Source organism: Sulfuricurvum sp. IAE1 (genome assembly GCF_004347735.1).
In the GTDB taxonomy this organism is placed as follows: Bacteria; Campylobacterota; Campylobacteria; order Campylobacterales; family Sulfurimonadaceae; genus Sulfuricurvum.
Genome location: NZ_SLTI01000004.1, coordinates 1 through 22,436, shown reverse-complemented (window position 1 = coordinate 22,436; position 22,436 = coordinate 1). Strand labels below are relative to the sequence as shown.

Annotated in this window: 24 protein-coding genes and 2 tRNA genes; 11 read left to right on the top strand and 15 right to left on the bottom strand. The window is 54.3% G+C overall.

Features of this window, described 5'->3' with window-relative positions:
• Positions 1-4: 4 nt before the first annotated feature.
• The 15 genes from E0765_RS00220 to gyrA form a co-directional block, all read right to left on the bottom strand.
• Complete coding sequence (locus E0765_RS00220) at positions 5-1,024, bottom strand: glycosyltransferase family 9 protein (RefSeq protein WP_132811204.1); 1,020 nt, start codon at positions 1,022-1,024, stop codon at positions 5-7.
• A gap of 2 nt (positions 1,025-1,026) precedes the next feature.
• Complete coding sequence (gene rfbB, locus E0765_RS00215; protein WP_132811203.1) at positions 1,027-2,052, bottom strand: dTDP-glucose 4,6-dehydratase; 1,026 nt, start codon at positions 2,050-2,052, stop codon at positions 1,027-1,029.
• On the bottom strand, positions 2,049-2,918 hold the full coding sequence (rfbD, locus tag E0765_RS00210) for a dTDP-4-dehydrorhamnose reductase (protein ID WP_132811202.1): 870 nt from the start codon (positions 2,916-2,918) through the stop codon (positions 2,049-2,051). The genes rfbB and rfbD overlap by 4 nt, the downstream gene beginning before the upstream one ends.
• Positions 2,911-3,501 carry a dTDP-4-dehydrorhamnose 3,5-epimerase gene (gene rfbC / locus E0765_RS00205; RefSeq protein ID WP_132811201.1) on the bottom strand — a complete coding sequence of 197 codons (591 nt, stop codon included), beginning with the start codon at positions 3,499-3,501 and terminating at the stop codon, positions 2,911-2,913. Before rfbC ends, rfbD begins: the two co-directional genes overlap by 8 nt.
• On the bottom strand, positions 3,498-4,388 hold the full coding sequence (rfbA, locus tag E0765_RS00200; RefSeq protein WP_132811200.1) for a glucose-1-phosphate thymidylyltransferase RfbA: 891 nt from the start codon (positions 4,386-4,388) through the stop codon (positions 3,498-3,500). The genes rfbC and rfbA overlap by 4 nt, the downstream gene beginning before the upstream one ends.
• Before the next feature lie 160 nt (positions 4,389-4,548).
• Positions 4,549-4,623 (bottom strand) — tRNA-Asn (locus E0765_RS00195).
• A 27-nt stretch (positions 4,624-4,650) separates the two neighbouring features.
• Positions 4,651-4,725: transfer RNA gene (locus tag E0765_RS00190), tRNA-Asn, on the bottom strand.
• A gap of 58 nt (positions 4,726-4,783) precedes the next feature.
• Positions 4,784-5,722: a radical SAM protein gene (locus tag E0765_RS00185; protein ID WP_132811199.1), complete on the bottom strand. Its 939-nt coding sequence runs from the start codon at positions 5,720-5,722 to the stop codon at positions 4,784-4,786.
• Positions 5,719-6,765: a uroporphyrinogen decarboxylase gene (gene hemE, locus E0765_RS00180; protein ID WP_132811198.1), complete on the bottom strand. Its 1,047-nt coding sequence runs from the start codon at positions 6,763-6,765 to the stop codon at positions 5,719-5,721. Before hemE ends, E0765_RS00185 begins: the two co-directional genes overlap by 4 nt.
• 156 nt (positions 6,766-6,921) lie before the next feature.
• Positions 6,922-7,449, bottom strand: a complete 528-nt coding sequence (locus E0765_RS00175; protein WP_188109901.1) for a YqhA family protein — start codon at positions 7,447-7,449, stop codon at positions 6,922-6,924.
• 1 nt (position 7,450) lies between these two features.
• A complete protein-coding gene (locus tag E0765_RS00170; RefSeq protein ID WP_132811197.1) occupies positions 7,451-8,479 on the bottom strand; it encodes an aspartate-semialdehyde dehydrogenase in 1,029 nt (342 codons plus the stop codon).
• A gap of 66 nt (positions 8,480-8,545) precedes the next feature.
• Positions 8,546-9,697: a sigma-54 dependent transcriptional regulator gene (locus E0765_RS00165; protein WP_132811196.1), complete on the bottom strand. Its 1,152-nt coding sequence runs from the start codon at positions 9,695-9,697 to the stop codon at positions 8,546-8,548.
• Between the two features lie 18 nt (positions 9,698-9,715).
• A complete protein-coding gene (locus tag E0765_RS00160) occupies positions 9,716-9,967 on the bottom strand; it encodes a hypothetical protein (RefSeq protein ID WP_132811195.1) in 252 nt (83 codons plus the stop codon).
• A gap of 101 nt (positions 9,968-10,068) precedes the next feature.
• Positions 10,069-10,524 (bottom strand): LPP20 family lipoprotein, encoded by a 456-nt coding sequence (locus E0765_RS00155; protein ID WP_132811194.1) that lies wholly within the window; start codon positions 10,522-10,524, stop codon positions 10,069-10,071.
• 46 nt (positions 10,525-10,570) lie between these two features.
• Positions 10,571-13,051 carry a DNA gyrase subunit A gene (gyrA, locus tag E0765_RS00150; protein ID WP_132811193.1) on the bottom strand — a complete coding sequence of 827 codons (2,481 nt, stop codon included), beginning with the start codon at positions 13,049-13,051 and terminating at the stop codon, positions 10,571-10,573.
• 163 nt (positions 13,052-13,214) lie between these two features.
• Here gyrA and E0765_RS00145 point away from each other — a divergent pair, with 163 nt between their 5' ends.
• From E0765_RS00145 to E0765_RS00095, 11 genes are all read left to right on the top strand, one after another.
• Complete coding sequence (locus E0765_RS00145; RefSeq protein WP_132811192.1) at positions 13,215-13,553, top strand: P-II family nitrogen regulator; 339 nt, start codon at positions 13,215-13,217, stop codon at positions 13,551-13,553.
• Between the two features lie 205 nt (positions 13,554-13,758).
• On the top strand, positions 13,759-15,093 hold the full coding sequence (locus E0765_RS00140; RefSeq protein ID WP_132811191.1) for an ammonium transporter: 1,335 nt from the start codon (positions 13,759-13,761) through the stop codon (positions 15,091-15,093).
• Between the two features lie 10 nt (positions 15,094-15,103).
• A complete protein-coding gene (locus E0765_RS00135; RefSeq protein ID WP_132811190.1) occupies positions 15,104-15,442 on the top strand; it encodes a P-II family nitrogen regulator in 339 nt (112 codons plus the stop codon).
• Positions 15,443-15,603: 161 nt separating this feature from the next.
• Positions 15,604-16,782, top strand: coding sequence for an ammonium transporter (locus E0765_RS00130; protein WP_132811189.1), 1,179 nt, complete (start codon positions 15,604-15,606; stop codon positions 16,780-16,782).
• A 125-nt stretch (positions 16,783-16,907) separates the two neighbouring features.
• Complete coding sequence (locus E0765_RS00125; RefSeq protein ID WP_132811188.1) at positions 16,908-18,281, top strand: phosphomannomutase/phosphoglucomutase; 1,374 nt, start codon at positions 16,908-16,910, stop codon at positions 18,279-18,281.
• A complete protein-coding gene (pyrC, locus tag E0765_RS00120) occupies positions 18,281-19,288 on the top strand; it encodes a dihydroorotase (protein WP_132811187.1) in 1,008 nt (335 codons plus the stop codon). The genes E0765_RS00125 and pyrC overlap by 1 nt, the downstream gene beginning before the upstream one ends.
• A complete protein-coding gene (locus E0765_RS00115) occupies positions 19,278-19,934 on the top strand; it encodes a response regulator transcription factor (RefSeq protein WP_132811186.1) in 657 nt (218 codons plus the stop codon). Before pyrC ends, E0765_RS00115 begins: the two co-directional genes overlap by 11 nt.
• Complete coding sequence (locus E0765_RS00110; RefSeq protein ID WP_132811185.1) at positions 19,924-20,769, top strand: HAMP domain-containing sensor histidine kinase; 846 nt, start codon at positions 19,924-19,926, stop codon at positions 20,767-20,769. The genes E0765_RS00115 and E0765_RS00110 overlap by 11 nt, the downstream gene beginning before the upstream one ends.
• Positions 20,762-21,208: a TonB-system energizer ExbB gene (gene exbB, locus E0765_RS00105; RefSeq protein ID WP_132811184.1), complete on the top strand. Its 447-nt coding sequence runs from the start codon at positions 20,762-20,764 to the stop codon at positions 21,206-21,208. Before E0765_RS00110 ends, exbB begins: the two co-directional genes overlap by 8 nt.
• A gap of 12 nt (positions 21,209-21,220) precedes the next feature.
• Positions 21,221-21,598, top strand: a complete 378-nt coding sequence (locus E0765_RS00100; protein WP_132811256.1) for a biopolymer transporter ExbD — start codon at positions 21,221-21,223, stop codon at positions 21,596-21,598.
• Positions 21,599-21,606: 8 nt separating this feature from the next.
• The gene (locus E0765_RS00095) at positions 21,607-22,302 is read left to right on the top strand and encodes a 2OG-Fe(II) oxygenase (protein ID WP_132811183.1); all 696 of its coding nucleotides are present in this window, start codon (positions 21,607-21,609) and stop codon (positions 22,300-22,302) included.
• Positions 22,303-22,436: the final 134 nt, after the last annotated feature.

Sequence of the window (22,436 nt, the reverse complement as noted above, 5' to 3'; positions counted from 1 at the left end):
TATTTTACAGGATATTAGCTGATTTTAACGCTGAGAGGACCGTTTCGGGTGAAAGATCCTTCATGCAGACGTTGTCGGTACACTCTTTCATCGTCTGCGTTTTATAACACGGCGAACAGTCCAGCCCCAAAGAGAGGATATGGACTTCGTTCGTCGCCGAACGATAGGGGCCGGTCACGTGTGCGGGAGTGGGACCGATCAGACAGAAAACGGGGGTATTCATCGCAGAAGCGATATGGGCCGTTCCCGTATCGGTCACGACGAGTGCGCGGGCATGCCCGATAATGCTGATCATTTCCGCAACCGATGTCTGCCCGACCAGGTCGATGACGTTCGGGGGGTAGGGGCGGATCGCTTCGAAAAAAGGCTCTTCCCCTTTGCCGCCGACGATGACGATATTGAGGTCAGAGGGGAGAAGGGAAATAAGTCGTTTCCAATGGCCCTGAGGCCATGCCCGGTAGTTCAGGCGGCTTTTTTTGTTGTGTGAGTTGCTGGGACTGAGGACGATGTAGCGTTCGGGCAACTTCAGTTTGGCCTGCACCTCCGGGAATTTTTTCCCGATAATCCTAGGAGCGGCCTGTTGAAGGACGTCTTGGGTAACGACCGGGGCGTAAAACGATTTGCAGATATCGACCATATGGTCATTTTCTCCGAAAACGGGCTGCTCAAAAAACCATCCGCTTTTGTGGCGTGCCCGGATGGCGTTGCACAGGGTTCGGAACTGTTTGCCCATCTCGAAATTGATGAACAGATCGTACGGATTTTTCTGTGAAGCGCGGATAATCGAACGTTTTTGGGGACTGAGCCAAATGGGGAGTTTTTTGTGCTTGAGATGAAAGATATGGTTGATGCGGGGGTCATTTTCAAATAGCTTGGCCGTTCCGGGCGTGGTGATAAAGTCGATGACCACTCCGGCACCGTATTCGGCACGGAGGGCATCGATGACCGAAGTTGCGTACACCAGGTCTCCGAGTGCTCCGCAGCGTAATACCAAAACCCGTTTGATATCCTCGGGAATATGCATGGTTATTCGTCGCCTTCGGTGTATTTTTCGAGGTACCATGCGATCGTTTTGACGATACCGGTGTCGAAATTCTCATCGGCACGCCATCCCAGCTCGGTTTCAAGTTTCGTTGCATCGATCGCGTAACGACGGTCGTGTCCGGCACGGTCTTCGACGTAGGTGATCTGCGTTTTGTAGCTTTGGCCGTCTTTGCGCGGATGCATCGAATCGAGCAGCGTACAGATGCGGTCGGCAATCTGGTTGTTGTTGCGCTCGTTGCGTCCGCCGATGTTGTAAACTTCGCCGCTGCGGCCGTTATGATAGACGAGGTCGATCCCCTTGCAATGATCGAGGACATAGAGCCAGTCGCGGATGTTTTTGCCGTCGCCGTAGATGGGGATATTTTCGCCGCGAAGCGCTTTGCGGATAACGGTCGGGATGAGTTTTTCGTCGTGCTGTTTGGGCCCGTAGTTATTCGAGCAGTTGGTGATCACGGTATCCATCCCGTAGGTGTGGTGGTAGCTGCGCACGATCATGTCCGATCCCGCTTTGCTGGCGCTGTATGGGGAATTGGGGGCGTAAGAGGTCTCTTCGGTAAAGAGACCGGTTTCTCCGAGGGTTCCATAGACTTCGTCGGTGCTGATGTGGTGGAAACGGCATCCCTCGTAGCCTGTTTTGGTTACGAACGGTTTGTCCATCCAGTGTTTATAAGCGACGTCGATCAGGGTAAAGGTGCCGTTGACGTTCGTCTGGACGAACACGCCGGGATTTTTGATCGAGTTGTCGACGTGGCTTTCGGCGGCGAAATGGATGACTCCGCGGATGTCGTACGTTTCAAAAAGCGATTCCACAAGGGCGCGGTCGCAGATGTCCCCTTTGACGAAAACGTGGCGTTCGTTGTTCTCGACTTCGGCGAGGTTTTCCAGGTTCCCGGCATAGGTCAGCAGATCGAGATTCACAAGGCGGATATCGGGATGTTTTTCCAAAAAATAGGGGACGAAATTGCTGCCGATGAATCCGGCGCATCCGGTGACTAAAAGTGTTTTCATTGTTTTTCTCCTAATAGTGTCAGGCATTCTTTGAGTGAGTCTTTCCAATACGGTATGATCAGGTCAAAGTCGGTTTTGATCTTTGATTTGTTGAGCAGGCTGTAGTGCGGGCGCACCGCCGGGGTAGGGTATTGATCGGTGGTGAGTGCTTTGAGGTCACACCCGATGTCTGAGAGTTCGAAGATCGCTTGGGCAAAATCGTACCAGCTGGCGACGCCTTCGTTGCTGTAGTGGTAGATTTCAGGGCGTTCGTTCCGAAGTTGCGGGAGTATGTCGAGGATCGTTTTGGCCAAATCCCGGGCATAGGTCGGAGTTCCTACCTGATCGTAGATCACCCCCAGCGTTTCGCGCTCGCGGCCAAGGCGGAGCATTGTTTTGACGAAGTTGTTGCCGAAACTCGAATAGACCCATGAAGTACGGATTATGGCGGTGTTTTCCGGTGCTGCGGCGAGGATCGCGTTTTCGCCGTCGCGCTTCGTACGTCCGTAGACTCCCTGGGGATCGGTCGGGTCGGTCTCGACGTAAGGGCGGTGGTTGCGCCCGTCAAAGACGTAATCGGTCGAAACGTGAATCAGGGAACTCCCCGAACGTTTTGCGATTTTGGCCAGCATCGAGACGAAGCGGTGGTTGATTGCATCGGCGCCGTGGGGGTCGGATTCGGCTTTGTCGACCGCGGTATAGGCGGCACAGTTGATGATGGCGTCGAACGTTTTGCCCTCAAAGAAATCTTCCATTTTGCACAGGTTCGAAAGATCGAGCGTGGAACGGTCGGTAAATGTAAAAACATAATCCGGATACGACGCAGCCAGCGCGCGAATTTCGCTTCCGAGCTGACCGTTCATACCCGTTACAAGGAGATTACGCACGTGCACCCCTCGGGGCGTAGAGGTCTACCCCGTATTCGAACAAATCCGCATCGCACAGCAGAGGCTGGGTGCTGTCTTTGGCCGAAAGCTGCAGGGCCTCTTCCGGAACGATCCACTCGATGCCGATCGCGGGATCATTGAATGCGATACCGCGGTCGCATTCGGGGCTGTAATAATTGTCGACTTTGTACGCAAAGGTACATTTTTCCGAAAGGACGACAAATCCGTGGGCGAAACCGCGGGGAATGAAAAGCTGACGTTTGTTTTCGCCCGAGAGGCGTACGGCGACGTGCTTGCCGAACGTCGGGGAACCTTTGCGGATGTCGACGGCAACGTCGAGCACTTCCCCCTCGATGACGCGCACAAGTTTACTCTGCGCATGGGGCGGAAGCTGGTAATGGAGTCCGCGGAGTACCCCGTAGCTGCTTGCGGATTCGTTGTCCTGGCAAAAGTGGACTTCGAAGCCCGCGAATTCGGCAAATTTGTCGGCGCGGAACGTTTCGACGAAATAGCCCCGCTCGTCGCCGTGGACTTTGGGATCGATAATAATGACGTCGGGGATGGAGGTGCGGGTGAAGGTCATCGAAGCACTTTCCCCTCGTTAGCCCGCCGGATCAGGTATTGCCCGTACTGGTTTTTGGAGAGGGGCTGGGCGAGTTGCAGCAGCTTCTCTTTGGTAATGTATCCCATCTCGAAAGCGATCTCTTCGATACAGGCGACTTTGAGCCCCTGGCGGTTCTCGATGGTCTGAATGAACATACTTGCCTCGAGCAGGCTTTCGTGGGTTCCCGTATCGAGCCACGCGTAACCCCGTCCCATCAGTTCGACTTTAAGGGCGTTTTGGGCGAGATAGGCCTGGTTGACGGTCGTGATTTCGAGCTCTCCCCGGTCGGAAGGCTTGACGTTGCGGGCGATTTCGACGACGCTGTTGGGATAAAAATAGAGTCCGACGACGGCATAGGAACTCTTCGGGTTAGAGGGCTTTTCTTCGATCGAGAGGACGTTCCCCGATTCGTCGAATTCCGCGACGCCGTAGCGTTCGGGGTCTTTGACCCAATAACCGAAAACGGTCGCTTTGTTCTCTTCGGTCACGTTTTTGACCGACTGGGCCAAAAGCTGGGTGAGTCCGTGTCCGTAGAAGATATTGTCCCCCAGCACGAGGCAGACGTCATCGTCGCCGATGAAATCGGCTCCGAGGATAAACGCCTGTGCGAGGCCGTCGGGGGAGGGCTGGACGCAGTATTCAAACCGCATCCCGATATCGCTGCCGTCTCCGAGGAGCTCTTCGAAACGGGGAAGATCGTGGGGAGTCGAGATGATGAGCACTTCACGGATGCCGGCGAGCATCAGTACCGATAGGGGATAATAGATCATCGGTTTGTCATAGATGGGGACGAGCTGCTTGCTGACCCCTTTTGTGATCGGATAAAGACGCGTACCGCTTCCGCCGGCTAAAATAATCCCTTTCATGGCACTCCCGTAGGTAAACTGAATAAAATAAAAAGGATTATACGCAATGACGGATTAGATATCAATTTAAAAAAAGAGGTTTACGAGAGAAACAGCGGTAAACCGGCCGACCGTAGAAAAAGCGTATGATAAAAACGAAAGGAAGAATCAAATAAAAGAGTGGCTCCGGATACTGGATTCGAACCAGTGACCAAGTGATTAACAGTCACCTACTCTACCGCTGAGCTAATCCGGAACAGAAAACGAAGATTCTTAAAACAAGTGGCTCCGGATACTGGATTCGAACCAGTGACCAAGTGATTAACAGTCACCTACTCTACCGCTGAGCTAATCCGGAATGTTTTTAAGAGGCGTAATTATACGGTATGAAGGTGCGATTGTCAATAAAAAAAGCGTTATTTTGAGCGTTTTCGGGCGATATTTTTTGCGGGAAGATAAAAGATAACGTTGGAGCGTTCGATTTGGGCAATTTTCCCCTCGGAGCAGAGTGTTTCAAAACGGTGCAGCGTATCAACGTCGAAAAGCGCCTCGATGTCATCACGGGTCAGGGGGCGTTTGTCGAGGGTATTGAGTATCTCATCGTCGTCGTACGTTGAAGGGGTGGCATGCGCGTGGGTGCGTGAGACGATATGGATCGGCAATGCGGGATCGAAAAGCCCCGCGATCATGTGCAGCTCAGTAAAACTGAGCCCTTCGACGGGGTAGGCAGGAGGACGGTCGATGGTTCCGATATCGATCCGTTCACAAGCGACTTCCCGCAAAGCACGGTTGAGCGCGGCGATTTCTCCGGGAGTATCGTTGACCCCTTTGACGAAGAGGATTTCGATGAAAAGTTTCCCCTTGAACACGCGGGAAAAGCGTTGGATCGCCTCGACGATCGCCTCGACATGAATCCCCTCTGCGGGGCGATCGATTTTTTTGAAGACCTCCGGGGTGGCCGCATCAAGAGATAGTTTCACCTGATCAAGACGCAACAGGATCTCAAAGACAGCCGGATCACTCAGGCAGGCACTGTTGGAGAGGATCAGGGTTTGCACGTCCCCTTTGATGGTATCGATCCGCTCGACCAGCTCGCGCAGGTGAGGATACATCGTCGGTTCGCCGTTGGCGGTGATCGTGATGACGTCGATGGAGGGATGTTCGTTCAGGGCTTTTTTCAGATCGGCAACGACCGTGTTTAGAGGGATGACGTCATGCTGTGCCATGATCGCCTTGGCGGGGGCGAGCTCGCAGTAGAGACAGTCGAAATTGCACTGTTTGCGGCCCGGGGAGAGATCGATTCCCAGCGATGCGCCGAAGCGGCGGGAATAGACGGGGCCGAAGATTGTATTCATTTGATTTTTTTGCTGACCCGATGACACTCGCGGACGAAGTGTTGCGCGTTTTCGACGGGGACATCGGGGAGGATGCCATGGCCGAGATTGAAGATGTGGCGACGGCCGCCCATGATCTCCTGGATCGCTTCGACGCAGGCCGTTGTCTGCTCTTTGGAGTAGAGGCGGCAGGGCTCCATGTTCCCCTGCAGGACGTAGCGGTCTCCAAGTTTCTCTTTGGCCAGCGCCATCGGGGTGCTCCAGTCGACGCCGAAGACGTCGAAGTTCCCGTAGACCTTGTCCAAAAATGCAGGGATCCCTTTGGGGAACATGATGACCGGGATATGGGGATATTTGCCCTTGAGGTATTCGGCGATTTCGACCATGTAGCTCCATGAGAATTCGTCATAACGGGCGGGTTCGATGGCAGCGGCCCAGCTGTCGAAGATCTGGACGACGTCGACGCCCGCTTCGATCTGGTGTTCCATGTAGAGCTTGACGACGTCGGTCACTTTGCGCAGGATTTTGTGAAGCAGCTCGGGATTGGAATACATCATCTTTTTACAGATATTGTAGGTTTTGGTCCCCTGGCCCTCGATCATGTAGGTCGCGAGTGTCCACGGCGCCCCCGTAAAACCGATGAGGGCTTTTTCGTCGCCGCGTTCGTCGAGCTGGCGGCGCAGGATTTTGATCGTGTCGTAGACATACGTCAGTTTGGACGCCGCTTCCTCGCCGCCGATCAGCTCATCGAGGTCCGCTTCGGACGCGATCGGTTTTTCGAATACCGGGCCTTCGCCTTTGATGAAGTCGAGCTTCATTCCCATTTCGTTGGGGACGACGAGAATGTCGCTGAACAAAATCGCCGCGTCCACGCCGACGAGGTCCAGGGGCTGGATCGTCACTTCGGCAGCCATGTCGGGGGCGTGGCAGAGGTTGAGAAAGTTTCCGGCGCGCTTGCGCACTTCCATGTACTCGGGAAGGTAGCGTCCGGCCTGGCGCATCATCCATACCGGGGTGTAGGGGGTTTCTTTGCCGAAGCAGGCATCGACGAAAATTTTGCTCATATTAGAATCCTTTGTTTAATGTCTTCTCTTTCTTTTCTTTGTTCGCAAAGAAAAGAAACAAAAGAAACTCTATCCTTTCGGCAAAGCGCTCGTATGCTCCCGGCACTGCTGCCTCCGCATACGGCTTACAAGGATGCCGAAAGGATCCAAAGATATTTAATGGTCGTGATGACCTACTTTGCTCAGGAAATAAAGCCCTACGGCGACGGCCGTGATGGAGAGGGCAAGATAGAGCAGTTCCAGTGCCCCGGTAAAGACCGTGTGACCGACTTTCTGAAAAAACCCGACGACGAGAACCATCACGATGACTTTGGAAATCTTGTCTTTGAGCTGGTCGAGGGAATGGACGGCGAGGAGCTGGTTCTCTTTACCGTGTTCGTCTTTGGCCGGATCGATGTCGGAGATGAACAGCTCGTAGAGGCCGAACGAGAAGATGATCATTACCACGCCGATCAGGTACAGATCGACCGCTCCGATGATGCCGCCGACGATCTCTTCGTGGAAGTGCTCGGGATGGGCATGGGCCGCATAGGTCTGGATGACATAGGCTGCGGTATTGTAAACGTCGACGCTGGCGACGGCGAAAAGGACGAACGCCCCGATGAGGCCGAAGACGACGGCGAGCAAAATCACCAGCCGCGTGCTCCAAAGCCCGTGTTCAAAGAATTTTTCGATGAAATTCATCTTATTCTCCTTGCATTTCCACCCATTTTTGGGCAATACGGACGGCGTTTGTTGCCGCACCGACGCGGAGGTTGTCGGCGACGACCCAAAGGTGCAGTACGTTCTCGCGGTAGAGATCGCGGCGGATGCGCCCTACGAACGTCTCGTTCTGATCCATACACATGGAAGGCATCGGATAGACGCTGTTTTCAGGTTCGTCGAGGACGATGATATTGGGCGCTTTGCGGAGTAGTTCGCGTGCTTCGTCGGCATCGACGGCGCCGTCGAAGGTGAGGGTCAATGTTTCGGCATGACCGCGGAGCGTCGGGATGCGGACGCACGTCGCGCTCACCTCGATCTCCTTGTGCATGATCTTTTTGGTTTCGTTGACCATCTTGAGCTCTTCTTTTGTGTAGCCGGTATCGGTGAACGAGTCGATCTGCGGGATCGCGTTGAGGGCGATACGGTGGGCAAATTTTTTGGGTTCAACTTCGTCGAGTTTGAACGCAAAGAACGCCTGCATCTGTTCGACGAGCTCTTCCATTGCCGATTTTCCCGCACCCGAGGTCGCCTGGTAGGTGCTTACGTCGACACGCACGAGGTCGTATGCTTCATCGAGCGGTTTGAGCGCCTGGACCATCTGAATCGTCGAACAGTTCGGGTTGGCGATGATGCCTGTGTTTTTCCACTGGGCGATATCTTCGGGGTTCACTTCGGGGACGACAAGAGGGACGTCGTCGAACATCCGAAAATGGCTCGTATTGTCGATGACGACGGCTCCGGCTTTGGCGGCATAGGGGGCAAACTGCGCCGATACGCTTCCGCCTGCGCTGAAGAGGGCGATATCGATCTGCTCTTCGTCAAAAACGGTGGGAGTGAGTTCTTTGATCACCAATTCCTGGTCATTGAACGTGACCGTAGTCCCGGCGCTGCGCGCACTGGCAAGGGGTACGATCTTGGCATAGGGGAAGTCGATCTCTTCGAAAATACGCAAGATCTCTTCGCCGACGGCGCCGCTGGCACCGACGATTGCAACGTTGTAACGTTTCATTGGAGGGTATCCTTGGAGGTGATAAATTCACCGCATAATTTTTGGGCGATTATACCCAATCGGTGCTTATATTCGCCCCAAACCGCGTGCTTCGAGGAAGAGCTCTTCGGCTCCGATCCGATTTCCGTCACTGAGAATCGCGGAACGTTCGACGACCGAGATCAATTCGCGGATGTTCCCCGGCCATGTGTAGTTTTCAAGCGCCGCTCTGGCTTCGGGGCTGAACTCTTTGGCTTCAAAACCGTAACGTTCGCAGTACCGCTCCAACGCGGCTTCGGCGATCGGCAGTATCTCCTCGCGCCGTTCGCGCAGCGGAGGGATCAGAAGGGGGATCGTATTGAGGCGGTAGTAGAGGTCTTCGCGGAAGCCCCCCTCTCCGATTTTCCGGTTGAGATCGGCGTTGGTGGCGGTAATGATCCGTACGTCGATTTTTGTATTTTTCGACGATCCCAGTCGTCGTATTTCACGTTCTTGCAATACGCGGAGAAGTTTGGCTTGCAGGGAATAGGGCATTTCGCCGATTTCGTCCAGGAACAGCGTTCCCCCCTCGGCAAGCTCGAATTGCCCCGCTTTGGCTTCGGCGGCATCGGTGAAAGCCCCTTTTTCAAACCCGAAGAGCTCACTTTCGATCAGGTTGTCGGGGATGGCGGCCATATTGATCGCCACGAAAGGCTTGGATGCGCGGGGGGAAGTATTGTGGATGTGGCGGGCGAGGACCTCTTTGCCTACGCCGCTTTCGCCCAGGAGCATGATGCTCGCGTCGGTTGCGGCCGCTTTGGTAAGGCGTTCGAGCAGCTTTTCGAGAGCGGGAGAGGTCCCAAGGAACGGTTCTCCTTCCGCTTTCACCCCTCCGGATTTCGGGGTTTTATTAACGACTGTGGCGCTCCGCTCGATGGCGGCGATCAGGGTTTCGATTTCGAAGGGCTTGAGGAGAAAATCCTTGACTCCGAGCTGGATCGACTCGATGGCCCGTGTGAGGGTGGCGTTTCCGGTGATGATGATTACTTCGTATTTACCGCCCAGCGTTTTGACAAATTCGATGCCGTCCATCCCGGGCATGTTGATGTCGCTGATGATCAGATCGAAGGTATCGTCGAGCTTTTTAAGGGCGTCGCGGGCGTTTTTGAATGTGTGGACGTCGTATTGTTCGAAATCGCCCATGGCGATTTCAAGGGATTTACGCATGTTGATATCGTCTTCGACAATCGCGATTTTCATCCGGGACCTTTTCAACGGTTATTTGATCAGGGCGATTGTAACAGACTCATCATTAAACTCGACTGCATAACAGCGGGTAGGGAGGGTCAGCGTTTCTTGCGTGCGGATTTGCGCCTGCGAAGAGCGGGTATCGCTTTTGATCCGTCCGGTTTCGGAGAGGGCATATTCGACGAAAGTGCTTTTTTCCCTTTCCAACACCTCTTTTAGCGGCTCTTGCGTACGTCGCAGCAGAACAAGTTCCCGGGAAAGCGAACCGTCGCAGGGACGCATCGCTTTTGAAATATCGAATGTTTCGTGAACGGGAAGGGAATTTTGGGTGGTGAGCCGATACCCTACATAGTAGTGGTCGGCTCCGAAGCAGAGGGTAGAGATTAACGCAATACCCGTGTATAAGACAGGGCGATTTCCATTTCGACTTCGCACAGACCCTCTTTGAACGTCGTGTTGGTGACGTTGGCGCCGCGAACCAGCGCTTCGACCGACGTGCGGGTACTCGATTGGACGAGCATCAGGTTCTTGATGGTGTCTTGTCCTTCGACCTGGACCCCTTTGACCTTTTCGGCGATCTGGCGGTAGCCATCAGCCATAGCGGCCCGTTTGGCCAGCGCATACGCCTGTGCCGGAGAAGCGGTTACCGAGGGGGCAACGCCCTGGCCCGTAACGGTAATGACGAGTTCACTGTCGGATTTGAGGATCGGCTCGACACAGTTTCCGTCCGTGCCGCTGTAGACACATTTGACCTGGGTCTCCGGTTCGTTGCCCGACAAAAAGCCCGCGTGCAGGGCGGATACGCTCAGAAATAGCGCAAGAGCTGCAGAAATTCGCATACTGTGTTCCTTAAAGTTTCATTGACTTGAGTGATTTCAGCAAAAATCATTCCAATTCGAACGAACCTTCCTCATTTTCGCCGTCGCCTTCTTCTTCGTCGTTTTTCGGACACCGTGAAATACTTGCGACGTCATCTCCTTTGACGATGTAGACGCCGCTGGTGTTGCGTCCGGATTTGGCGATCGTCTGCATGTCGACACGGATCATTTTGCCCGCTTTGGTCAGCGCCATCATGTCCATGCTCTCATCGACCATCAGACAGCCGACGACGGTAGAACCCGTTTTGGCGTTGAGTTTCATCGCGATGACGCCCGATCCGGCGCGGTTGGTAAGGCGGTACTCTTCGGCGGTTGTCCGTTTCCCGATCCCTTTTTCGCTTACCATGAGGATCTCTTCGTCGTCGGATTTGATGATGTTCGCATCGACGACGCTGTCGCCCTCGATCTTGAACTTGATACCGCGGACCCCGCGGGTGCTGCGTCCCTGGTCACGGGTCTTGTCGATTTCAAATTTGATGCACTGCGCGAATTTGGTGACGATGAAGAGGTATTTGGTCTCTTCGTTTGCAATGTGGGCAGTGACGAGAGTGTCCCCCTCATCGAGCACGATCGCACGAACGCCGGTGCTGCGGATGTTGGAGAATTCGTTCAGCGCCGTACGCTTGACGATACCGTTTTGGGTAAAGAAGACGAGCGATTTGTTTTCGTCGAAGTCGGTCGTCGGGATCACCGAACGGATCTTTTCGTCCGCTTCGAGGTTGATCAGGTTGACGACCGCTTTTCCTTTCGCCGTGCGTGATCCTTCGGGGATCTTGTACACTTTGAGCCAGTGCAGCTGTCCCCGGTCGGTGACGAACATCAGCGTATCGTGCGTGTTGCAGGTATAGAATTTTTCGATGAAGTCGTCGTCGTAGGTCGTGACGGCGACTTTGCCTTTGCCGCCGCGGCGCTGTTTTTCGTAAGCGGCGAGCGGTACCCGTTTGATGTAGCCGCGGTGGGTGATCGTAACGACCATCGGTTCGTTGGGGATCAGGTCTTCGATGTTGATATCGTCGTAGTTGTCCTCGATGTCGGTCAGACGCGGGATGTTGTACTGTTCGACGAGCTCGGTGAACTCCTCTTTGATGATCCCTTTGAGAACCTCTTCGCTGCGGAGGATGCTCTCGAGGTATTCGATGTGTGCGAGGATTTCGCGCAGTTCGTTTTCGATTTTTTCACGCTCGAGTCCGGTGAGGCGCTGCAGACGCATGTCGAGAATCGCCTGCGCCTGGATGGGGGAGAAACCGAATTGCTCCATCAGGCCGTTTTTCGCGCTCTCGCCGTCCGCGCTGCCGCGGATCAGTTTGATGATCGCGTCGATGTGATCGAGCGCTTTTTTCAGACCTTCGAGGATATGGGCGCGGGCTTTGGCTTTTTCGAGATCGAAAATCGTGCGGCGGATAATGACCGTTTTGCGGTGATTGATGAAATGGCCCAACATTTCGAGCAGGGTGAAGACGCGCGGCTCCTGGTTGAACGTCGAGAGCATGATAATCCCGAACGTTGTCTCCATGTTTGTCGATTTGTAGAGGTTGTTGAGGACGATTTCGCTCATCGCGTCGCGTTTGAGTTCGATAACGACACGGATCCCTTCACGGTCGGATTCGTCGCGGATTTCGCTGATCCCCTCGATAAATTTGTCTTTGACGAGTTCGGCGATGCTTTCGATCAAGCGCGCTTTATTGACCTGGTAGGGGAGTTCGTCGATGACGATGACGTCTTTGTTCGATTTTTTCTCGATGTGGGTTTTGGCCCGTACGCGGATACGTCCCCGGCCGGTTTCGTACGCGTCCAGGATCCCTTTTTTCCCGTAGATGGTACCGCCCGTCGGGAAGTCGGGGGCTTTGATAAACTGCATGATGTCGATCAGCGAAGCACCCGGATTGTCGATCAGGTAGACGAGCGCCTGAAGCACTTCCTGGGGATTGTGGGGAGGAATGTTCGTCGCCATACCGACGGCGATACCGGCCGAACCGTTGATCAGAAGATTCGGAACGCGGGTCGGAAGGACGTCGGGTTCTTGCGTCGTGCCGTCGTAGTTGTCGACCATGTCGACGGTATCTTTGTCTAGGTCTTTGAGCAGTTCCCCCGCATAGCGGGTCATCCGCGCTTCGGTATAACGCATGGCCGCGGCGTTGTCGCCGTCGACCGAACCGAAGTTCCCCTGCCCGTCGACGAGCGGTGCGCGCATCGAGAACGGTTGGGCCATACGGACGAGGGCGTCGTAGACGGAGGTGTCGCCGTGCGGGTGGTACTGACCGATGACATCCCCGACGATACGGGCTGATTTTTTGTACTTGGCGCCTGCGGAGAGGTTGAGTTTATCCATCGCGTAGAGAATACGGCGGTGTACCGGTTTGAGCCCGTCGCGTACATCGGGAAGCGCCCGCCCGATGATGACGCTCATCGAATAGTCGAGGTAACTGCTCTTGAGGGTGTCCTCAATATTAATATCGTTGATTTCGCTGTTGTCTAGCAGATCGTTCATTTCGTCCCCGGAAAGTGAAGATTGGTTGGCTGATTATAGCTCAACGAGACTTAAAGTCTCAAAATCTGTTTTTTTCGGATCGATCGGCACTTCATTGCTTAATTAATTAAATAAGGTTACAATTATTCGAACGATTACATACGATGCGGAGATATCCATTATTATGAAAAAAATTGAAGCGGTTATCAAACCTTTTAAACTCGAAGACGTGAAAGACGCGCTGGCCGAGATCGGAATCACCGGTATGACGGTGAGCGAAGTCAAGGGATACGGACGCCAGAAAGGGCACAGTGAACTCTATCGCGGTGCCGAGTACGTGGTCGATTTCCTACCCAAAATCAAAATGGAAATGATTGTCGATGATGCAATGGCCGAGCAGGTCGTCAATACCATCGTCGAAGCGGCCCGTACGGGAAAAATCGGCGACGGAAAGATTTTCGTCAGCGATGTCGAGCGTATTATCCGTATCCGTACGGGCGAAACCGACGGCGACGCGATTTAATCTCCAATTAATTAATGTACCCGCGCGCCCGCGCGGTAAGCCGTTTTTTCTCCCCTATTGAGTTGCTTTCTAAATGATCTTTTAAATTGATTAAAAAATAATCAGTTATTTGCATCTTCTTGATTCCCTTAACTTGTACAATGGTACGTGACATTTCAGTTAATACGGGATTGTTCGAAGGATCAACCTACATAAGGAGAGGATAATGAAAAAGTGGCTTTTAGCTTTATCGCTACTTGGCGTATCGGCGTTTGCCGAAGAAGCGGCCGCAGCACCTGTACTCAATTCGGGTGATACGGCTTGGATGATGATGTCGACGGCGCTGGTCATGCTGATGACGCCGATCGGTCTTGCAATGTTCTATGCGGGGATGACGAGAGCGAAAAACGTTCTCAACACCTACGCCATGGTGTTCGGAGCGTTTGTCGTCGCGTTTATCGCGTGGGTCGTCGCCGGCTTCTCGATTGCGTTCGGAACAGCTGAGGGACCCATGAATCAGGTTATCGGCGGATTCGGCCATCTGATGCTCAGCGGTATCAGCTGGACGGAGTTTGCGAGTGTCGATCTGGGACAGCTTTATCCCAAGTTCGTCTTTGTCGTATTCCAGGGAACGTTCGCGGCGATCACCGTGGCGATTGCGGCCGGATCGGTGATCGAGCGGATGAAGTTTTCCACATGGATGGTTTTCGCCTTTATCTGGACGATCGTGGTCTATGCTCCGATCACCCACATGGTATGGGGTGGCGGTTATCTCTTCAACGAAGGGGCGCTTGACTTCGCCGGCGGTACGGTCGTACATATGAACGGCGGTCTGGCCGGTCTGGTACTTGCGCTGCTCATCGGCAAACGTGCGGGATATCCGAAAACGGCAATGAAACCTGCCAGCGTCATTCTCACCGCTATCGGTGCGGGGCTGCTCTGGTTCGGATGGTACGGGTTCAACGGCGGATCGGCTTTCGGTGCGAACGCGATTGCGGGTGTCGCTTATCTGACGACGACGGTTGCGGCTGCGGTGGCAACCCTGACATGGATCATCGTGGAGTACGCGGTGTTCAAAAAACCGACTTTGCTCGGCGCGGCGACCGGTGCCATTGCGGGTCTGGTCGCGATTACTCCGGCTGCGGGATTCGTTGATGTATCCGGTGCGTTCATTATCGGTGCGGTAGGTGCCCTCGTAGCGTTCTACGGTGTGACGGTGCTGAAGAAAAAACTGGGGTACGACGATTCGCTCGACGCTTTCGGGGTTCATTTCCTCGCGGGCCTTTGGGGTGCGATCGCAACGGGTGTTTTCGCCCTGTATACTCCAAACGGCGACAACGCGCTGTTGTGGGCTGGACCGCTCAAAGATGCGGGTGACCGTATGGGGCAGATCATGGTACAGGCGGAATCCGTACTGATCGTCGGGTTGTTTACCCTGGTCGGAACGATCGTGGTCTACTATGTCGCGATGGCATTGACCGGCGGTTCGCGTGTCAACGAGGAGCAGGAGAGCCAGGGGCTTGACGAATCGGTACACGGCGAACGCGGATTTAACCTATAAGGAAGAGACAATGAAAAAAATTGAAGCGGTTATCAAACCTTTTAAACTGGAAGATGTGAAGGATGCGTTGGCCGAGATCGGAATCACTGGTATGACGGTGAGCGAGGTCAAAGGATACGGACGCCAGAAAGGGCACAGCGAACTCTATCGCGGTGCCGAGTACGTGGTCGATTTCCTACCCAAAATCAAGATGGAGATGGTGGTGGACGATGCGATGGTGGACCAGGTGGTCAACACCGTCGTCGAAGCGGCCCGCACCGGTAAAATCGGGGACGGCAAAATTTTCGTCAGCGATGTCAGCAAAATCGTCCGTATCCGTACGGGCGAAACGGATGTCGAAGCCATTTAACGGCGATATATCCCGACCGTACGTGTCGGTTGGGATGGCGGGGGCAGGCTTGTTCCCCCCAACCCTCTGAAGCTGCATGATTAATTTTTAATCAATTTTTCTTCTTCATTCCGTGCAATTGCATTTATAATGCCCGTTTTATATCCTGATAAAGGCGGAGCATGGATCTTTCCTACGCACTCGATACCCTTTTTGCCCTTTTTTCGATCACGTTGATCATCCTGATGGTTCCCGGTTTTGCCATGCTCGAAGCAGGCCTGGTGCGGACCAAAAACGTCTCCAGCGTGTTGACGGTCAACGTCATGATTTACGCTGTGGCATCGATGGCGTTTATTCTCGTCGGATTCGAACTGGCGTTCGGTGGTTTTCAAAGCACCTCGATGAGCCAGTGGGCATTTTTCATGTTCCAGATGGCGTTTGTCGGCAAAGCGATCAATATCATGAGCGGCGGCGTCGGCGAACGGGCCAAACTGCTTCCCCTGACCCTTTTTACGGTCATCATGGGGACCTTGATATATCCCACGTCGGTCAACATCAGCTGGGGGAGCGACTGGCTCAAGGGTACCGTGCTGGATCTGAACATCGTCGATCTCGCCGGTTCCACGGTCATCCACTCGACGGGAGGATGGGCGCTGCTGGCCGCGATCCTTATCATCGGGGCGCGTAAAGGACGTTATGCCGGAAACCAGATCCGGGTCATTCCCGCGTCCAATATCCCGCTGGTCGTTCTGGGAGCGATGCTGCTGTGGATCGGATGGTTCGGGTTTAACGGCGGATCGGTCGGGAGTATTGCGACCAAAGAAGCCGCAGACAGCGTCACGTTGACGGTATTCAACACGAATACGGCAGGGCTTGCCGGCGCGATCGCGGCGGGAGTGCTGATCTATATCCGCTACCGTCTGTTCGACATTACGATGATTCTCAATGGGGCTCTTGGCGGGCTTGTCGCCGTCACGGCAGGACCGCACCTCTATACGACGGTGGATGCGATCGCGGTCGGGGGAATCGGCGGGGCTCTGGTCGTTTTGGCGGTTCCGCTGTTCGACCGTTTGCGGATTGACGATCCCGTCGGGGCACTGTCGGTCCATCTGGTAAACGGTATCTGGGGGACCCTCGCGGTCGGACTGTTCGCCGCGGATCCCTCCGGCGGGGTGACGTTTCTGAACCAGCTCAAAGGGGTGGCTGTGATCGGAGCGTTCGTCTTTAGCGTTTCGTTTGCCCTTATTTACCTGATCAACATCGTGATCCCCTTCCGCGCAAGCGATGAGGAACAGCTCCAGGGACTCGACGTCAGTGAATGCGGACTGGAATCGTATCCTGAATTCAAAAGGGCCATTTGACCCTTTTTTAACACTGTTGTAACACTTCTACACTATTCTTTCCGCGGAGGTTTTTCCTCCGCAAAGACTCTTTTACCAACCTCGTTGTATAATCGGTTATTGTTTATGAAGTAAAAAGGGATTTGATGAGTATCTACCGTGAATATGACATTCGGGGCATTTTTGACAAAGAACTAAACGAAGAGACGATTACCCGTCTGGGATACGCGCTCGCGGATGAGATGCGTCCGCACGGCGAGTACGTTGCGGTCGGATACGACGCGCGCAGCCATTCGCCGGTATTGTTCGAATACCTTGCCGCAGGGCTCAATGCGGGGGGGATGAAGGTACTTGGGATGGGGATGGTTCCGACCCCGGTCAATTATTTTTGCAATTATCAGGATTTCGGCGGGATAACGCCGTGCGCTTCGGTGATGATTACCGGTTCGCACAACCCGAGCGAATACAACGGATTTAAAATTACGATTGACAAGGCCCCTTTTTTCGGGGAACAGATCTATGCCCTGGGGCGGAAGATCGAAGCCCTCCCGTTTCCTCCGAAAGTAGCGCGTCAGGTGATAGAGATCGACGCGCTGAGCCGTTACAAAGCCTATATGATCGAAGCGTTCGGCCACCTGCGGGGGATGCCGCAGCGGATCGTCTACGACTGCGGCAACGGGGTCGCGGGACTGGCAATCGACGATATCTTCCGCTCACTCGGCCTCAATGCCAAGGGGATCTACACCGATCCCGACGGGACGTTTCCCAATCACCATCCCGACCCGAGCGAAGAGCACAACCTTGAAGACATTAAAGAGCTGCTCTTCAAAGAGGGGGATATTGCGTTCGCTTATGACGGCGACAGTGACCGGATCGCCGTTCTGACGCGCGCCAATAACATCAAAGGGGATATGATGGCCCTGTTGTTTGCTCTGAAGATGGAACGCCCGACCGTGATCGGGGAGGTGAAATGCTCGCAGGTGATGTACGATACCCTGCGCGAGCGCGGAGCGACCGCGGTGATGTACAAAACGGGGCATTCAAACCTCAAAGTAAAAATGAAAGAACTTCACGCCGACCTGGCATGCGAAGTGAGCGGACACGTATTCTTCTCCGACCGCTATTTCGGCTATGATGATGCTATTTATGCGACGCTTCGAATGCTCGAACTGATCCAGGACGGTATCGACCTCGATGCCGAAATCGCGAAGCTTCCGAAAGTGTTTTCGACCGAAGAGATCAAGGTAAAAACGACCGAACAGGAAAAATTCCCCCTGATCGCAAAACTCAAGGAACTGTTGAAAAATCCCCCGGCAGGATTCCCCGCAATCCGTGAGATCATCGACGTCGACGGGGTGCGGGTTATTTTCGATCACGGATGGGGGCTTGTCCGCGCCAGCAATACGACCCCGGTCCTCGTCACCCGTTTCGAATCGACCGACGAGTCCGAAGCCAAACGCTACGAAGAGGCACTCAATGCCATGATCGGCGAAGCGCAAAAACAACTGGGAGGCCGCTGATGAAAACCGTAACTTTGACCATGCCGCTGGACATGCACCTTCACCTTCGCGACGGCGAGATGCTCGAAACCGTCGCCCCGCTAACGTCGTACAGTTTCAGCGGGGCCCTTGTCATGCCTAACCTTGTCCCCCCCGTGACGACCAAAGAGATGGTATCGGGGTACAAAGAAAGAATTCTGCATGCTACGGGGGCGGATGATTTCGAACCCTATATGACGCTGTTTTACCAAAACTACAGCCGCGCTTTCCTTGAAGAGATCAAAGACGACATCATCGCGATCAAACTCTATCCCAGCGGGGTGACGACGAATTCTGAGGGGGGAGTCGCGTCGTTTGACATCGAGTCGATGCGCGAGACCCTTGAAGCGATGAGCGACCTTGGGATCGTGCTCTCAGTACACGGCGAGACGAACGGTTTCGTGATGGACCGCGAAGCGGAATTTATGAGCGTGTACGAGATGCTCGCCTCGAATTTTCCCCGTCTGAAAATCGTGATGGAACATATTACGACGCGCGACGCGGTGGAGATGCTGGACAAATACGACAACCTCTATGCGACGATTACGGTGCACCACCTCATGATCACGCTGGATGACGTCGCGGGGGGATTGCTGCGGCCGCATCTGTTTTGCAAACCGATCGCCAAACGTCCGAACGACCGTGAAGCGCTCCTGAAAGTGGCGCTTGAAGCGCATCCCAAAGTGATGTTCGGTTCGGACAGTGCCCCGCACCCCAAACATGCGAAAGAGTCGTGCGGGTGCGGTGCGGGGGTCTTTACCGCCCCCATCGCGCTGCAGCTGTTGTGCGAGATTTTCGACGCACACGGCAAACTCGACAACCTGCAGGCGTTCGTCAGCGACAACGCCCAGCGGATTTACGGCATCTGTGCCGAGTACAAAGAGGTGACGCTTTCCAAACGCGAATTTCACGTCCCCGACATCTACGGCAGCGTCGTACCGATGAAGGCGGGCGAAACCCTCAAATGGTCGATCGAGCGTGTCGACTAAAATCCTCCTCCTCGAAGATGACCTCCTGTTCGGCGAATCGATCGCCGATTTATTGGAGGAAGAAGGATTCGAGGTCCATTTCTGCCGAAACGGCCAAGAGGCGCTGGATGCAACCTACGCCAGCCATTTCGACCTTTACCTGCTCGACATCAATGTTCCCCTGATCGACGGTCTCTCGTTGCTGCGGGAACTCCGGCGGGCCAACGATACGACCCCGGCGATTTACCTGACCTCTCACCAGGAAACGGGGGTTTTGTCCGAAGCGTTCGAGATCGGTGCCGAAGACTATCTCAAAAAACCGTTTGACACGCAAGAACTGATCGTCCGGACCCATGCCCTGCTGCGGCGGAGCAAAGGGACAAGCCGGCGGTGTGCGGGAGATTTGTGTATCGACGAACGGCACAAATGTGTCATGATGGGGGACAAAGAGATCCCCTTCACCCTCAAAGAATACCAGCTGATGGTGCTGTTCATCCAAAACGTCGGCGAGATCGTCACCAAAGAGATGATCATGGATGCCTTGTGGAGCCCCTCGGAAATGATCAGCGAAGGGGCGGTGCGGGTTTACATCAACCGCCTCAAACAAGAGATCGGCTCGGAGCGGATCGTCAATATCCGCGGCGTGGGGTATCGGCTTGTTCCGTAGCGTCGAAATCGCCCTCACGTCGCTGTACGTTTTCACGACGGCGGTTCTGGTCGGAGGGATCTACTACCTGCATCAGGTAATCGGATTCCAGCAATGGGGTATTATCGCCTTGGGAGTGCTGCTCGTGACGGTCGGAGTCGGAAGGGTTCTGGCCAAAATCGCCCTCGACCCGCTCCGGGAACACTTTGATCATCTCGAGCGTCTCTCGAAAGAGACCCTGCACGAACTCAATCTCCCGGTGAACACCATCACCGCAAACGTCGAGATGCTCCGCAAAACGAACACCGACGACAAAAGCCTCAAGCGGCTCGAACGGATCGAAACGGCCGCAACGATGCTCAAAGAACGGTATAATGAGCTCGATTATTTGATCAAAAAGCAGATGGAACGGGAACGGATAGAATCGTTTGACCTCGAAACACTCCTCAGCGAACGGCTCGATTTTTTGCGTCCTCTCTACCCGGGAGTGGCCTGGGAGATCCTCACCGGATCGTGGAACGTCCAATGCGACCGGATCGGTTTGGGAAAAGTGATCGACAATCTCGTCGAAAACGGGATCAAGTATTCCCCTCACTCTCCCGCCATCGCGATTGTGATGGAGTCCAATACCCTCAGTATCTGCGACAAAGGGCAGGGGATGGATGAAATCACCCTGATGCGGATTTACGACCGTTACTATCAAAACGATACCGCCATGGCGGGATACGGGATCGGCCTGGGACTGGTCAAGCGCTATTGCGACCGTCACGGCATCGGACTGCACGTCGCTTCCCGACCCGGGGAAGGGACCTGCGTCAAACTTGAATTTAAAAAAGGAGAAAAACAGAATGGATAACAGTTGGCTTACGTGGGCGGAACAGGCGCTCGATTACGGAGTAATCGGAATTTTGGTGGTGATGAGCGTCGTGTCGCTATGGTTTTTTATCGAGCGGCTGATGACGTACGGATCGATCCGTATCAGCGATTACGAGACGAAAGAGGAGCTCGAACTGGATTTGGGCAACAACGTCAGCACGATCGCGACGATCGGATCGAACGCACCGTACGTAGGGCTTCTGGGGACCGTTTTGGGGATCATGATCACCTTTTATGCGCTGGGAGACGCCGGTGCGGTCGATCCCAAGAAAATTATGACGGGTCTCGCGCTCGCACTTAAAGCGACCGCGATGGGGCTTGTGGTCGCGATCCCATCGATCGTGTTTTACAACATCCTTTTGCGTAAGATGGAGAAGATCATCACCCGTTGGGAAATTCAGAACAAAACCAAAGGATAAAGCGTGAAGAAAATGAAACGGATCGATTCGATCAACGTCATCCCCTTCATCGACATCATGCTGGTGCTCCTGGTGATGGTGCTCACCACCGCGACGTTCGTCAAAACGGGGTTGATTCCCGTCGATCTCCCCGAAGCCAAAGGGGCCTCGGCGGAGCATAAACCAAGCGAGCTCAAGCTGACGATCAAAAAAGACGGCTCCCTCTGGATCGACGAGAAAACGCAGGTTAGCCTGGAGCAGTTCGAACAAAAAGTGCTCCAGGGGGGCAAGGAGATGACGGTTGTTTTGTACAGTGACAAAGAAGCCGCTTTCCAGAACTTCGTTGGCGTCATGGACGTCCTTAAACGCCTCGGGCACGAGCAGCTTTATATCGTGACGGATAAAAAGTAACCGTTCCGATGCACCAGATCAGCAATTACGTCTACGCCCGCGATGAGCTGCTGGGAATGAAGATACCCACCAAACGGCTCCCCAACCCCTACCACGATTTTCCCTACCTGGTGCTCGAAGGGGTACTTAGCCCCGCAGAGTGCCGCGCGATCACCGAAGCCGCACTTGCCGATCGTGACGCGGTAGCCGCAGAACTTCGGGGGAAATCGCTCGACACGGCGATCCGCAAAACCGACATCCATACGCTGACTCCCGAGCATCGAGCAGTGTATGAAAGACGTTTCAGCACGGTTCGCGGAGAGATCGAACGGTTTTTTGCCGTTTCTCTCACCCAAGCAACCGACGTGCAGGTACTCGGATACGATCAGGGATCGTTCTATGTCCGGCATTCGGACGATTCGAGCGAACTGCGCGATTTAGAGGGAAATACGATCGGGTTTCGCACCGTAGCCCCGGAACGTAAAATCACGACGGTCCTCTTTACCACCTCCTATACCCCCAACCCGACCGATACGGATCATTTCAGCGGGGGCGAACTGCTCTTCAACTACCTCTGTGACGCTCAGGGCAACACGATCACGCTGCGTCCCGAAGCGGGAGACATGGTCGTGTTTCTTTCCAACCCCTATTTTTCGCACGAAGTGCTTCCGGTCAGAGAAGGCTTTCGCCTCTCGCTGGTGCAGTGGCACGACGCCCACTTTTAAAAAAAATTAAAAAGACGAAGCCGGTTACCGAAGCCTCGCGTAAAGCCACCTCATTCGATGGGGTGGATATAAGCGATCAATCAGGAGTATCTTGCTGCTGAATATCCCCTTCGGGGACGAGAACCTTTTCAAGG